This is a genomic window from Pseudomonas campi, assembly GCF_013200955.2.
In the GTDB taxonomy this organism is placed as follows: Bacteria; Pseudomonadota; Gammaproteobacteria; order Pseudomonadales; family Pseudomonadaceae; genus Aquipseudomonas; species Aquipseudomonas campi.
This window is the reverse complement of sequence record NZ_CP053697.2, coordinates 4,031,509-4,044,397: the sequence shown is the minus strand read 5'-3', so window position 1 is coordinate 4,044,397 and position 12,889 is coordinate 4,031,509. Positions and strand designations below refer to the sequence as shown.

Here is a 12,889-nt window from a genome sequence, read left to right as displayed (position 1 = left end):
ATGCGCGCTCTTCGCCGCTGCTGCCTGCTCTGCCTGATGTTCTGCTACGCCGGCCTGGGGCTGGCGGCCGAGCCCTTGCAGCTGTACACCGAGGAGTACCCGCCGCTGAACTTCAGCCAGGCGGGCAAGCCTGCCGGGCTCGGCGTCGAGGTGGTGAAGGAAATCCTCCGTCGTACCGGGCAGCAGGCGTCTATCGAGGTGGTGCCCTGGGCCCGTGGCTACCAGGCGACGCTGAACGAGCCCAATACCGGGTTGTTCGTCGCCATGCGCACCGAGGAGCGCGAACAGCTGTTCAAGTGGGTTGGGCCGATCATCGTCGGCGTCACCAGTTTCTATGCCCTCAAGGGTTCCGGCTTGACCATCGACAGCCTGGACGACGCCAGCAAGGTCGGCACCATTGCCGTGCCGCGCCAGTGGTACAGCTACCAGACGCTCCAGGCCAAAGGCCTGCCCAACCTCTATGGGGTGATCGGGCCGAAACAGATGATGACCATGTTGCGTCATCGGAGGGTACCCGTGGTGGTGGCGGACAACGTCACCCTGGCCAGCCTGCTCGCCCTGGGTGATCTCAAGCCTGAGGATGTCGAGCCTTTGCACAGCTTTCTGCGCAGCTATGCCTACATCGCCTTCTCGCCATCGACCGACGATGCGCTGATTGCTCAGTGGCAGACGACATTGGATGCGATGAAGGCCGACGGCAGTTTCAGCACGATTTACCACCGCTGGCTGCCGGGGCAGGAGTTGCCGGACTAGCACACTTGGCGCCCCGCACTAGTCGTTGCAGTCACGCAGGCGCATGAACTCGGCGCGGCTGATGCGCTGGATATCCTGGCTGCCGTAGCCATAGTCGTCGGCAGGGCTGAGGCCCAGGGTCATGCGATAGAAGCCGAAGCGCGGAGTGATCGTCAGCGGATGGTGCTCCTTGGCCGTCAGCTGCAGGTTCAGGCCCCGTGGCTGGGCGCTGTAGGCGCTCAAGCAGCGCTCTTGCAGGCGAACCTCGCCACGCCCTGGCTGCGACCAGCTGGCCTGCAAATCCTGTAGCTCGGTGGCGTAGGAGTCACGGCTCTGCACGCGGGCAATCAGGCCCATATCCGCGCGGTCGGGGGCGATGATCTGTTCATCCTCCAAGGCGTAGTCATACTGCGGAGTGCCATGCACATTCAGCACCACCACGCGGTCGGGCAGGCGCACCTGGTAGTCGGTGTCGCCCAGCAGTTTGTCCCACACAGTGATGCGCTCCTCGAAGCGCCAGCTGTTCCAATAGCTGACCGAGGGCCGGAAGCGGGCATAGTCATGGCGCAGCTCGCCCAGGTCGGCATACACCTGCGGGTAGGCATAGGCCACGGCGGTATTGGCCATCTCGACCTGACTGACCCGGCCGAGATGGCGCCAGCTGAAGCCATACAAGGCGCCCAACTCCCACGCTGTCACACTGACGCACAGCAGCACGCTCAGGCCATAGCGCCGCAGCGCCAGCGACCAGCCGCGCCGGGCCCCGCACCAGGGAAACAGCAACAGCCCGCGAACCAGTGCAGTTAGCACCAGCAGTGCGCAGAGCAAGAGTCCCAACATCATCAGCATTGCCCGTCCTCCTTGGTGAAGGCCGGCAGTCTGCGGCGCCAGGATGGAGGCGCTGGGTCAGGTCTGTGGAGATTGTGTGGAGCGGCGGCGCATGCCGATATGCGGGATAGCGTCTTCCAGATAGACCTCGCCGACCGGCGCGAAGCCATAACGGCCGTAGTAGCCCTGCAGGTGCGCCTGGGCCGACAGATATATCGGCAAGCCCGGCCAGCGCTCGGCACAGGCCCGCAACGCCCGCTCCATCAGTGCATGACCGAGCCCCATGCCGCGCGCCTCAGGGGCGACCGCCACGCGGCCGATCACCACATCACCGCCCTGTTTCGCCGGGTCGAGCAGGCGCAGATAGGCCACCAGCACATCGCCCTGCCAGGCCAGCAGGTGGCAGGTAGCACCGAGCAGGTCCTGCCCATCCACATCCAGATAAGGGCAGTTCTGCTCCACCACGAACACCTGCGTGCGCAAGGCGAGCAGGGCGTAAAGCTCGTGGATGGAGAGGTCGGCGTGATGGCGGATAAACCAGGTGATGGGCATGGGGGCGGCTCTGTGGTGCAAGGTTGCAACGGGGTGCTGGTGCGTAGCGAACGACTTTAACCGGCTGCTGGGCAGTTCATAGCTTGCGCGAGAGCCAGATAGCCATGGATGTACACGAAGAGACGACTGCCCAAATAAGCCAATTGGCTCTAACTGGCTCACCACCATTGTCCAGCGCGTGCTCAAGGTGGGATTTCTCGTCTGCCTCAATCGCCTTGACGGCCAGCCAGGCCGCCTGGTCGTGCTGTTCTAGAAAGTGAAGCTGCTCTTGCAGGTGTTTGTAGACGGTACTTTCGACGGCGGCAGTGCATGACCAGATGGCTTTCGGCCCGAGCAGGGCTGTGATCAGGCCCAGGGTTGCACCGCCCAGGTTCCACAGGGGGAGGGCATAACAGGTGCGCGCATGCCTTTTTCGCAGTTCTGACTCGAATGTCCGGTAGTGCGACTTCTCATGCGCCAACATTTCTTCAAGCGCAGGAACGCAGCTTGGCCACAGGCGCCTGGAAATGGCGATTTGAGTTGTATAGATACTGATAGCGCCACGCTCTCCGGCATGGTCGACGCGCAGGATGCGTTCGACTTCTTTTTGCGTGGTCACTGAAACTCCTATAAGGGACGAACGTTTTGCTGAAGGGGCCGCGGGATGTGGTCCGGAGCGATCGAGGCGGGTGACTTAAACTCGTTGTTAGAGGCGGGCAGGTGCTTCCCATTGAGGCGTGTCCCGACTGCGGAGCTAATGAATGAGCTGTACATAGCTAATCACGAGAACTACTGGGGTGACATACGCGCCACTGACTAGTGCGGCCCAGAACGCTGGGCGGGGCCGGCTCCGAGACAATGCGAGCAACAAGCCGGAGAGCGCCAAAGCGGCAAGTGCGAGCCACCAACCGACCTCTAGAGATATTAAGCTCGCTGCGGTTTGTCGGGACATGATGTTCTTTGGCTCAACGATATCGCTCACGAAGAAGTGTGCGTACCAAATGCCACCCAGTGCACGTAGCCAAGCCACGGATGCTAGGGCAAGCAGTAAGCGGGCGAGAAGCAGTGACATGTGGTCTCTAACGGTTGATTAAGGGGCCGGCTTTAAGCCGATCCCGAGCGAGCGGCTTGGGCCATTTGTTATGTGTTCAATTTTGCTGAGGCTTGGCGCACTTCGCGATTTCAGCCGGTGGGCGCCAGTGCTTTCTGTTTGCATAGTTGCACAGATGCGGACACCCGCCTCCAATATCCAAACCATCTCCTGATGTAATGCAGTCTACGTAACAGGAGTCTATCTTGTTGCATCTGGTTTTAAGTAAATCTACGACGCAGGTTTCTTCAGTGGTGAGGGGCTCTGTACGGGATACAGGGAAATTGCACGAACTTATAAGGCGCAATTCCTCCCGGCTCATTTCTGCTGGTTTATTTTCCAGATAATGCTGGGTCATTAATATAACTGTGGTGGTTATTGTTGCTGAGAGAAAAATCTTGATGAGGTTGCTCACATGCTACCTTTGAAAAATACCGTTTGGTTAAAGGAGGCTTTAGCCCGCTCCAGCGAGCGCGGCGAGTGGTTTGAGCCGTTTGCTAGGCAGGTTACGCAGATGCGTCAGATTGAAAAGGCTAGCTGTGTATTGAGTTGAATTCATTATCGATGTTCTTCGCTTTGCCAGCTTGCTATGAAGTATTTCTTTATTGACTCGAAATCATGCTTGTTGAGTGTTTTTAGCAGGCCTGTGCGCAGGTCTCTGGATTCTGCTATCGGTATAAATAGGTCTTCTTCAATTTCTGCGGTGCAACTGGCTGCAGGGTTTTGGTCAAGCCACTTAACGTAAGAAATAACTCTTTTAATATTGTCGGTCTCGCCAAGAATTATGGCCTCTTTGAGGATGAAGAAAAGCGGCTGTTGAACCAGTGCGCCAGAGTATGTTTCTGCTTGCGCTGCACTCTGATGTTGCGGGAATAGTTTTATGAATTCGCGTCGCCAGCCAGGCACTGTGATGCCTTCCTTTGCCTAACGTTTGGTTAAGGGGTTGGCTTTAACCCATCCCGGTGAGCGTAGCGAACGGTTTGAATCAGTTGTTAGGAGCTTGCACTCAACCGCAACTGTCAAAATAAATTTCAGGTCCGCGAAATATATTTTCAGAACCTCCTGCGCAAGCACCTGCCCCGTCATCTCTCATGTAAAAGAACAATACAGGGCACCCCCCGGATCCAGAACTAGGGCGAGCTGACTGCAGCTCTGACTTCGACAAGCGAGCTCTCATTTTTTCTTGTAATACATTGCTCACATGGCATTCCGATTCAAGCGATGAATACATGAAAAATGAGATTGCTGTGATGAGTGCAGCCGGTAATGAATGTATGAATACTATGAATAAATATTTCCGCCATGACTCGGTTTTGAGCATCCTTGCCTCCTAATATTCCTTGCCAGACCTTGATCGTTTTCTGTCTAGAGGCTGCCATAGTTAATGCGAAAGCCTTGGGAGAAGCCGCGACGGGGTCAGCGCCCTCGGCTCCCGAGCATCGTCCCGAGCACTTGAGCCGAACCTACTGACTCCCCCCTGACCTGTCCACCGCGTAACGCTGTGCCTTTGTCTCACCACCCGCCGAGCGCCACCTACACTGCAACGGAAGTGCGCGGAGGTGTGTGTTGGTCAATGAGACGTCCGATTATTCGATCTACCGGCGGGTGGTGTCGCAGCTGATGCAGGGTCAGGAGCAGTTGCCCAGCCTGCCGACCATTACCCTGGATATCCGCCGGGCCCTGAGTGACGAGCGGATGACGGTGCCGGCGCTGGTACGGCTGGTCAGCCGTGATCCGGCGTTGAGCGCGATTCTGATGAAGCATGCCTCCTGCGCGCTTTATCGGCATGCGCTGGTGCCCAAGACGCTGCATGAGGTGATCACCCTACTCGGCATGGCCGAGGTGGATCGCATCACCATGGTGCACAGCATTCGCAGCCTGTTCACCCTGCACAGCGCGGCGCACAAGCGGTTGTTCGTCGAGGTGTGGGAGCGCCTGGTGCTCAAGGCCAGCACCAGCGCCATGCTTGCCCGCCTGCTCGGCCATGTGGCGCCGGAGCATGCGTTGCTGGCCAGCCTGCTCAGCGAGGTGGGCACCCTGGCGGTGCTGTCGGCGTTCAAGGATGAGGCGCAGATTCCTTCCGGCGAGCTGTATTACAAGCTGTGCCGCGAGTACAGCAAGTCGCTCGGGGTGATCGTGCTGAAGAAGTGGGCGGTGGACGACGAGTACATCGGGGTGATCCGCAACGCCGGCAACTGGAGTCTGTGTGAAAGCCGCGAGCTGGGGCTGATCGATCTGGTCAACCTGGCGCTGTTCCATGCGATCAAGGAGCAGAACCCGCAAGCCGAGCTGCCGCTGCTGGTGGAGCTGGCGGCTTACCACAAGCTGTTGCCGCCGCTGAATTTCGTCAGTGCCAATGGCGAGCTGGAGCTGGTGCTCGCCCATCGCGCCGATATCCATGAGATTGCTGCCACGCTGCGCTGAGCGGCCGGATTGGCAGCCCTGGCCGTGGACGCTGGCACGCTGGGCCACGGTGCGGCGCGGGGTGAGCTGCTATGGTCGAGCCTTTGCCGCCTACCGAGAGACCGCGCATGCCCGCACCCTGTGTCGTCATTCCCCTGCCGTGCCGTGACTACGACCCCAGTGAAGCCGCCCTGAGCTGGCGCCTGCTGCGCCAGGCCGGTTACCGCGTGTGTTTCGCCACCCCGGACGGCCTGCCGGCGCAGCCGGACCCGCTGATGCTGAGCGGTGAAGGGCTCGATCCCTGGGGGCGGATTGCCGGCCTGCGCCGCTTCAAGCTGCTCGGCTTGCTGCTGCGCGCCCGTGGCGATGCGCGCGAGGCCTGCGCGGAGATGCTGGCCGATGCGGATTATCGCCAGCCGCTGCGCCACGAGCGCCTGCGTGTCGAGGACTTCGCCGGGGTGGTGGTGCCGGGTGGGCACTGGGCGCGCGGCATGCGCGAGTACCTGGAAAGTCCGGCGCTGCAGGCCTTTATCGCGGCGTGGATGGCCGCCGACAAGCCGTTGGCGGCGGTCTGCCATGGCGTCTTGCTGGTGGCGCGCAGCCGCGCGGCGGATGGCCGCTCGGTGCTGCACGGGCGCAAGACCACCGGGCTGACCTGGCAGATGGAGAAGACTGCCTGGGACCTGACGCGCTTCTACGGGCGCTGGTGGGATCGCGATTATTACCGCACCTATCTGGAGGCGCCGGGTGAGGCGGCCGGGCATATGAGTGTGCAGGGCGAGGTCGGGCGCCTGCTGGCCAGCCCGGCGGACTTTCTCGATGTGCCCAAGGATGCCGCCGACTACTGGCGCAAGACCAGCGGCCTGCACCGCGACAGCGCCAGCGACAGTCGTCCGGCCTGGGTGGTGCGGGACGGTAACTATGTGTCGGCGCGTTGGCCGGGCGATGTGCACAGCTGGACGCGGAGCTTTATCGAGTTGCTGCCAAAGGTCTGAGCGAGGCGGCCTCTTGGGGATAAGGCGTCGGCGGGGCGCAGCCCTCTCCCCCGGCCCCTCGGCTTTAGCTCCCGGCGACGCTCTACCTCCTGCATCCCTGCAGTCGTCTCCCGTAAACGGGCGAGGGGTGACTAATCCTTCGCTCCGGGGCTAACGGCGCCGTGGCGCGGCTTGTAGGCCCCACTGCCATACGGGGGAGTGGGGCGTTTCCGAGAGCAGTAACAGACTCCTGACCGCCGCCCTTCAGGCCGGCGTGACCTCATGCAACTGCACGCGGTTGCGGCCGCTGGCCTTGGCGGCATACATAGCGGCGTCGGCGCGGCGGATCAGCAGAGTGCCGCTGTCCTCGCCGCGACTGAGGGCGATGCCGATGCTGGCGCCGACTTGCACGGTCAGTTGGTCCAGTTCAATGGGCAGGCTGATCTGTTCGAGAATCCGCTGCGCCACCTGTTCCGCGTGCTGGGGCGAGCTGATGGTCTCGCAGACCAGCACGAACTCATCGCCACCCAAACGCGCCGGCAGGTCGGTTTCGCGGGCGCAGTGCTGCAGGCGCCGGGCGATGGCGGCGAGCACCTGATCGCCGAGGGCGTGGCCGTGCTGGTCGTTGATCGGCTTGAAACCGTCCAGGTCGATCAGCATCACGGCCAGCAACTCCTGGCGCCGCTGCGAGCGGCGGATGGCCAGCTCCAGCTGGGTCTGCAGCGCGGTGCGGTTGGCCAGGCCGGTGAGCGGGTCTTTCATGGCCAGGCCGCGCAGGCGCTGGTTGGCATCTTCCAGGGCCTCGGTGCGCTCGGCCACGCGCAGCTCCAGCTGGCGCTCATGCTGCTGCAGGGCCTGTTCCTTCTGCCGTTTGAGCACGTTGAAGCGCGCGGCGAGGGCGAAGGACAGCAGGATCATCTCCAGCGACGAGCCGATCTGCATGGCGTGGATGGTGAAGAAGTTCGACGGGATCAGGGCGAAGTTGCGCAGCGCCAGCAGGACGGCGCCGCCGAGCAGCATGCTCCAGGCCAGGGCGAAGATGCCGGCGCCCGGCACCCGATTCTTCAGGCAGACGAAGCCGGTGCCGAGCAGGGTCAGGCACATGGCGATGCCGGAAATCGACATGATCTGCAGGGCCAGTTGTACCGGTAGCAGCAGGGTGGCGAGGGCGCAGCAGGCTACGACGACGAAGGCCAGGCGCAACCAGCGGTCGCCACGCGGCAGCCATTTCGGCGTATCGAGGAAGCTGCGCGCGAAGAGGATGCCGATGGCCGCTGCGCCATTGATGCCGAAGGGCAGGGCGCGGTTGGTCCACCAGCCGGCTTGCGGCCAGAGGAACTGCGCGCCGATGCCGTTGAGGCCGAGGATGCCGATGGCGAACACGCTGACGAACAACACGTAATAGAAAAACGGCCGTTCGCGCAGGGCGAGGAACAGCAGCAGGTTGTAGCAGCCGAGGGCGAGCAGGGTGCCGCCGTAGAGCGCCTGAACCACGTAGCCCTGGATGCTGTGCAGTTCGTGGGCCTGCCGCGAGTAGAGGCTGGCACCGAGGGTCATGCTGCCTGCGGAGCTGGCGCGCAGGTACAGGGTGCGGCGCTCGCCAGGTTGCAGGTGCAGGTCGAACACCGGGTTGCGGTTGCCGACGCTGCGCTCCGCGAAGGGCAGCATGTCGCCGGCCTGGCTGTGGCGCACGCCGTCTGCGCCGGCATCGTAGAGGTCGACCCGATCCAGCGAGGGATAGTCGATTTCCAGGCGCCAGTCGCGCGGCTGGCTGGCCGCGGACTCGACCTGCAGGCGCAGCCAGATGGCGCCTTGGACATAGCCGAAACCCAGGTCGCGGCGCCCGGCGCTGCTGTGGAAACGCTCGGGGCTGGCGAGCAGCGCCTGCAGTTGCAGCGCGCCGCTCGGGTCGGTGAGGTAGTCGACTTGGCCGAGCAGGGCCACGGGCTGGCTGTCATCGTGCAGCACCAGGGCGGCCCGCGCAGGCAGCGTCAGCAGGCTCAGCAGCAGGGCGAGCAGCATCAGCAGGGGCAGCGAAGGATGGTGACGGGCGTCAGGCATCGGGATACTCGGGTGATCTGCGCCGCGGGGCGCCATCCGCCAATACTGGCAGAGTGCCAATAGGGCTGCCCAGCCTTGCTCCACGATTTTAAAGTCTTTTGGCGGCCTGCCAGGCTGCTGTTCAGGGTGGATGGGGGGCGCCTTTTCCCACTCTCCCGTTTACGGGAGAGGGATGGGGAGAGGGTGTGCTGACCAATCCCCTCTCCCCCAGCCCCTCTCCCACCAGTGGGAGAGGGGAGCTTCCGCGATCATGGAACAGGTTCTCAGACGAACTGCGCCGCCGCATGGGCCGAGGCCCAGGCCCACTGGAAGTTGAAGCCGCCCAGATGACCGGTGACGTCGAGCACCTCGCCGATGAAGTACAACCCCGGTGATTTCAGCGACTCCATGGTCTTCGACGAGACCTCGCGGGTGTCCACGCCGCCCAGGGTGACTTCGGCGGTGCGGTAGCCCTCGGTGCCAGCCGGGATCAGCGTCCACTCGGCCAGGCGCGTGGCCACGGTATTCAGCTCGGCCGGGGTGTACTGCTTGAGCGGCTTGGAGACGAACCACTGTTCGGCCAGCAGGTTGGCCATCTTCTTGGTGAACAGCTCGCCAAGTACGGTCTTCAGTTCGCTGTTGGGCCGCTCGCGCTGTTGCTCGGCCAGCCACTCGGGCAGGTCGAGGTGCGGCAGCAGGTTGATCTGCACGCTGTCGCCGGGCTGCCAGTAGGAGGAAATCTGCAGGATCGCCGGGCCGCTGAGGCCGCGGTGGGTGAACAGAATGTTCTCCTTGAAGCTCTGCCCATTGCAGCTCACCAGGCAGTCTTCCACCGAAGTGCCGGACAGCTCGGTGCACAGCTCCTTGAGCTGCGGCTCGGTAATGGTGAACGGCACCAGGCCGGCGCGGGTCGGCAGCAGCTCGTGGCCGAACTGCCGTGCCACCTGGTAGCCGAAGCCCGTTGCGCCGAGGGTGGGGATCGACAGGCCGCCAGTGGCGATCACCAGGGATTCACAGTCGAAGCTGCCGCCGCTGGTGAGCAGGCGGTAGCCGGCCTCAAGCTTGTCGATCTGCTCGATGCTGGTGTCCAGGCGCAGGTCGACGCCGGCCGCGTCGCACTCGGCCAGCAGCAGGTTGAGGATGTCGCTGGCCTTGTTGTCGCAGAACAGCTGGCCGAGCTTCTTCTCGTGGTAGGGCACGCCGTGCTTGCCCACCAGCTCGATGAAGTCCCACTGGGTGTAGCGGGCCAGGGCCGATTTGCAGAAGTGCGGGTTGCCGGAGAGGAAGTTGCCCGGCTCGCTGTACATATTGGTGAAGTTGCAGCGTCCGCCGCCGGACATGAGGATCTTCTTGCCCGCTTTGTTGGCGTGATCGAGCAGCAGCACCTGACGCCCGCGCGCGCCCGCCTGGGCTGCGCACATCAGGCCGGCGGCGCCAGCGCCAATGATGATGACCGGGAAGAAGGACACGGCTGGAACCTCGGATAAGTCGCAAAGGCGCGCATTCTAGCGGAAAGCGCTGGCGGGCTTGCGGGTGGTCGTCGGACGAGCGCGGCAGGCGCGGTCGTAGCCCGGATGCAATCCGGGAATGCAGGCAGCTCCGGCCCCGGATTGCATCCGGGCTACGGCTTGGCGAGCTTGCGCGCGGTTGTCGGCGCGGTGGTGCGTAGGGCGGGTGAAACCCGCGGCAGTCGTTATCGGGCACGCGGGTTTCACCCGCCCTACGGCCCCTCTCCCCAGCCCTCTCCCATAAATGGGAGAGGGGGCAGGAGCGGCTCCGTGCATCCACCAGTTTGCGGTGCTGGGGGTTAGTCACCCCTCTCCCGTTCACGGGAGAGGGGCCGGGGGAGAGGGCCGCTGTATCAGGCCGCCTTGGCCACCACCGCCTCCGGCTGCTGCTTCTGCAGGTGGGCGACCAGGGTGCGCAGTGGGGCCAGCTGGCGGCAGATCAGGCCGAGCTGCACCTGCACCAGGCGGTGGCCTTCGTCGATCTCTTCCGGCAGCTGTTCCAGCTCCTCGGCCAGGGCCTGGTCGGCCTCGCTGTAGACCGCCACCGGCTGGTTGTCGCGCAGGCTGCTGGCGATGCTCTCCAGCGCCGCGCTGATATGCGCCACGGCGCGGTCGTGCAGGGCGTCGCTGGCATCGTCGGCCAGGCTCACGCGGTGCGCGCCGAGGGCCGACAGGTAGCTGAGCAGGGTGTGCGACAGCACCAGGAAGCGAAAGCCGGTCTCGGCGTCTTTCCTGAAGTGGCCGGGCTCCATGAGCATGTTGCTCAGGGTGGTCGACAGCGCCGCATCGGCGTTGTGTGCGTTGCGCCGGGCCAGGCGGTAGCTCAAGTCGTCGCGCTTGCCGGAGGTGTACTGTTGCATGATCTGCAGCAGGTAGCGGCTGTTGCTGCTCAGGGTGCTGGCCAGTACCTGGTTGAGCTTGCGCCCCTGCCAGTCGGGCAGGATGAAGAACACCGCCAGGCCGGCGATCACCGTGCCCAGCACGGTATCCACCAGGCGCGGCCAGATCACCGCATAGCCGTCGCTGACCTGGTTGAAGCAGAGCACCACCACCAGGGTCATGGCGCTGGTGGCCAGGGTGTAGCGGTCGACCCGGTTGGTGAAGAAGGCCACCCCGGCGACCACGGCGAACAGCGACTGCAGCAGCGGATCGGGGAACAGGCTGATCAGCGCCCAACCTGCCACCAGGCCGAGCAGGGTGCCGCTGACCCGCTGTACCAGGCGCAGGCGGGTGGCGCCGTAGCTGGGCCGGCAGACGAACAGGGTGGTCAGCAGAATCCAGTAGCCCTGTTGCGGATGCACCCAGTGCAGCAGGCCATAACCGGCGGCCAGGGCCACCGACAGGCGCAGGGCGTGACGGAACACCAGCGAGGTCGGCGAGACATGCTGGCGCAGGCGCTCGAAGGCATCCTTGAGGTTTTGTGGCGAGCGGTCGAGCAGCGTGCTGTCCTGCTCGTCGGCCAGGGCATCGGGGTTGCTGGCGCTGGTCAGCTTGCGTTCCAGGGTTGCCAGGTTGCCGGCCAGGGCGGCCAGCGAGCGCAGCAGGCGGCGCCAGGCCGGGTTGTTCTGCTCGCGCAGGTAGGCCATGGAGGCGTTGAGATCGGCCATGGCCTGGCTGTTGTCGTTGTAGTCGAACGGCTGGCGCATGCGGATGGCCGTGCCGAGGGCCTGGCAGGCCTTGCCCTGCTGGCTGAGCAGGCGCCCGCAGCGGAACATCACGTCGCTGTGGAAGAAGGCTTCGGCCAGGGCGTTGTACGGGTGGTGCGAGGAACTGGCGCGCTCGTGGATGTCCTGGGCGATGAAGTACAGCTTGAGGTAGCGGTTGGTCTTCTGCCCGCTGCGCTTGCGGCTCATGCGGTTGAGGATGATGTCCTTGGCCTGGTTCAGGGCATTCACCACCTGACCGTTCTGCTTGGCCACGGCCAGGCGCCGGGCTTCCACATCCAGCTGGCGCAGCGGTTCGAACAGCGCGGCCTTGAGACGCAGGAACGCGCCCAGCTCGATGAACACCCGCGCCAGTGCCTGCTGCACCGGCTGCTGGCTGAACAGCGCGCTCCAGATCACCCCGAGCAGGCCGTACCAGGCCGCACCGGCAATCAGCAGCAGCGGCTCCTGCCAGAAACTGCCCATGCCGCCGCCACGGTGTTCCAGGCCGATGGCCGTGTAGATCGCCAGGATCAGGGTGGCCGAGGCCACCGCCGCATAGCGTTCGCCGATGCCGCCGAGCAGGGTCATGGCGAAGGCGGCCAGGGCCAGGCCGATGCCGAACAGCCAGGGGTAGGGGAACAGCAATTGCACCGCGGTGGCGGTGGCGGCGAAGCACAGCAGGGTGACCAGCAGGGCCTGCAGGCGGCCGCGCCAGTGGTCGTCGCTCTCGGCCAGGGCGCTGGCGATGCAGCCGAGGAACAGCGGGATGACCAGGGCGATCTTGTCCAGGTACCAGCACAGTGCCATGGAGCCGGCCAGCGCGATGAACACGCGGATGCCGTAGGTGAATTTTTCGCGCGCCCACAGGCTGCGCAGGGTGAAGTCGAGCGATGAAGGCATGGGCGAACGGCTACCCGCCGGGAGTGTGATAAGGGTCTTGGAGAAGACGGCGCAAGCCACCGTCAAGGCACCAGTCTAGCGGGCGTTGGGGCAAAAGCCGCGGGCGATTTTGCCGCTGGGCTGTGAGGTCGGTAGTGGGTGGCCGCGCGGGGCCGATCCTTGAGCGACCTTGCACTCAGCGGCTGGTTGCGATCTGCCCGCCGTGTTCATCGCCGGTTGGGGCAGACCGTAATCAGG

10 protein-coding genes are annotated in these 12,889 nt (G+C 63.8%); 3 read left to right on the top strand and 7 right to left on the bottom strand.

Features of this window, described 5'->3' with window-relative positions:
- Positions 1-753: a substrate-binding periplasmic protein gene (locus tag HNE05_RS18610; RefSeq protein ID WP_240008779.1), complete on the top strand. Its 753-nt coding sequence runs from the start codon at positions 1-3 to the stop codon at positions 751-753.
- 18 nt (positions 754-771) lie between these two features.
- Here HNE05_RS18610 and HNE05_RS18605 read toward each other — a convergent pair whose 3' ends face one another.
- The 4 genes from HNE05_RS18605 to HNE05_RS18590 form a co-directional block, all read right to left on the bottom strand.
- A complete protein-coding gene (locus HNE05_RS18605; protein WP_173210121.1) occupies positions 772-1,581 on the bottom strand; it encodes a hypothetical protein in 810 nt (269 codons plus the stop codon).
- Between the two features lie 57 nt (positions 1,582-1,638).
- Positions 1,639-2,112 (bottom strand): GNAT family N-acetyltransferase, encoded by a 474-nt coding sequence (locus HNE05_RS18600; RefSeq protein WP_173210119.1) that lies wholly within the window; start codon positions 2,110-2,112, stop codon positions 1,639-1,641.
- Between the two features lie 76 nt (positions 2,113-2,188).
- Positions 2,189-2,710, bottom strand: a complete 522-nt coding sequence (locus HNE05_RS18595; RefSeq protein WP_173210117.1) for a demethoxyubiquinone hydroxylase family protein — start codon at positions 2,708-2,710, stop codon at positions 2,189-2,191.
- A gap of 1,029 nt (positions 2,711-3,739) precedes the next feature.
- Complete coding sequence (locus tag HNE05_RS18590; protein WP_173210115.1) at positions 3,740-4,087, bottom strand: hypothetical protein; 348 nt, start codon at positions 4,085-4,087, stop codon at positions 3,740-3,742.
- 660 nt (positions 4,088-4,747) lie between these two features.
- Between HNE05_RS18590 and HNE05_RS18585 the strand changes: the two genes are divergently transcribed.
- Both HNE05_RS18585 and HNE05_RS18580 read left to right on the top strand, forming a co-directional pair.
- Complete coding sequence (locus tag HNE05_RS18585) at positions 4,748-5,605, top strand: HDOD domain-containing protein (RefSeq protein WP_240008778.1); 858 nt, start codon at positions 4,748-4,750, stop codon at positions 5,603-5,605.
- Positions 5,606-5,712: 107 nt separating this feature from the next.
- A complete protein-coding gene (locus tag HNE05_RS18580) occupies positions 5,713-6,579 on the top strand; it encodes a type 1 glutamine amidotransferase domain-containing protein (protein WP_173210113.1) in 867 nt (288 codons plus the stop codon).
- 243 nt (positions 6,580-6,822) lie between these two features.
- On the opposite strand, the gene HNE05_RS18575 is transcribed toward HNE05_RS18580, so the two are convergent.
- The 3 genes from HNE05_RS18575 to yccS form a co-directional block, all read right to left on the bottom strand.
- Positions 6,823-8,619, bottom strand: coding sequence for a diguanylate cyclase (locus tag HNE05_RS18575; RefSeq protein WP_173210111.1), 1,797 nt, complete (start codon positions 8,617-8,619; stop codon positions 6,823-6,825).
- Positions 8,620-8,882: 263 nt separating this feature from the next.
- Positions 8,883-10,019 carry a BaiN/RdsA family NAD(P)/FAD-dependent oxidoreductase gene (locus HNE05_RS18570; protein WP_420827014.1) on the bottom strand — a complete coding sequence of 379 codons (1,137 nt, stop codon included), beginning with the start codon at positions 10,017-10,019 and terminating at the stop codon, positions 8,883-8,885.
- A gap of 440 nt (positions 10,020-10,459) precedes the next feature.
- Positions 10,460-12,652: a YccS family putative transporter gene (gene yccS / locus HNE05_RS18565; protein ID WP_173210107.1), complete on the bottom strand. Its 2,193-nt coding sequence runs from the start codon at positions 12,650-12,652 to the stop codon at positions 10,460-10,462.
- Between the last annotated feature and the right edge of the window lie 237 nt (positions 12,653-12,889).

Excerpts from the sequence above, each read along its gene's own strand:
- HNE05_RS18610 (WP_240008779.1), top strand. The coding sequence starts at position 1 with ATGCGCGCTCTTCGCCGCTGCTGCCTGCTCTGCCTGATGTTCTGCTAC.
- HNE05_RS18605 (WP_173210121.1), bottom strand. The coding sequence starts at position 1,581 with ATGCTGATGATGTTGGGACTCTTGCTCTGCGCACTGCTGGTGCTAACT.
- HNE05_RS18600 (WP_173210119.1), bottom strand. The coding sequence starts at position 2,112 with ATGCCCATCACCTGGTTTATCCGCCATCACGCCGACCTCTCCATCCAC.
- HNE05_RS18580 (WP_173210113.1), top strand. The coding sequence starts at position 5,713 with ATGCCCGCACCCTGTGTCGTCATTCCCCTGCCGTGCCGTGACTACGAC.
- HNE05_RS18575 (WP_173210111.1), bottom strand. The coding sequence starts at position 8,619 with ATGCCTGACGCCCGTCACCATCCTTCGCTGCCCCTGCTGATGCTGCTC.
- HNE05_RS18570 (WP_420827014.1), bottom strand. The coding sequence starts at position 10,019 with ATGTGCGCAGCCCAGGCGGGCGCGCGCGGGCGTCAGGTGCTGCTGCTC.
- yccS (WP_173210107.1), bottom strand. The coding sequence starts at position 12,652 with ATGCCTTCATCGCTCGACTTCACCCTGCGCAGCCTGTGGGCGCGCGAA.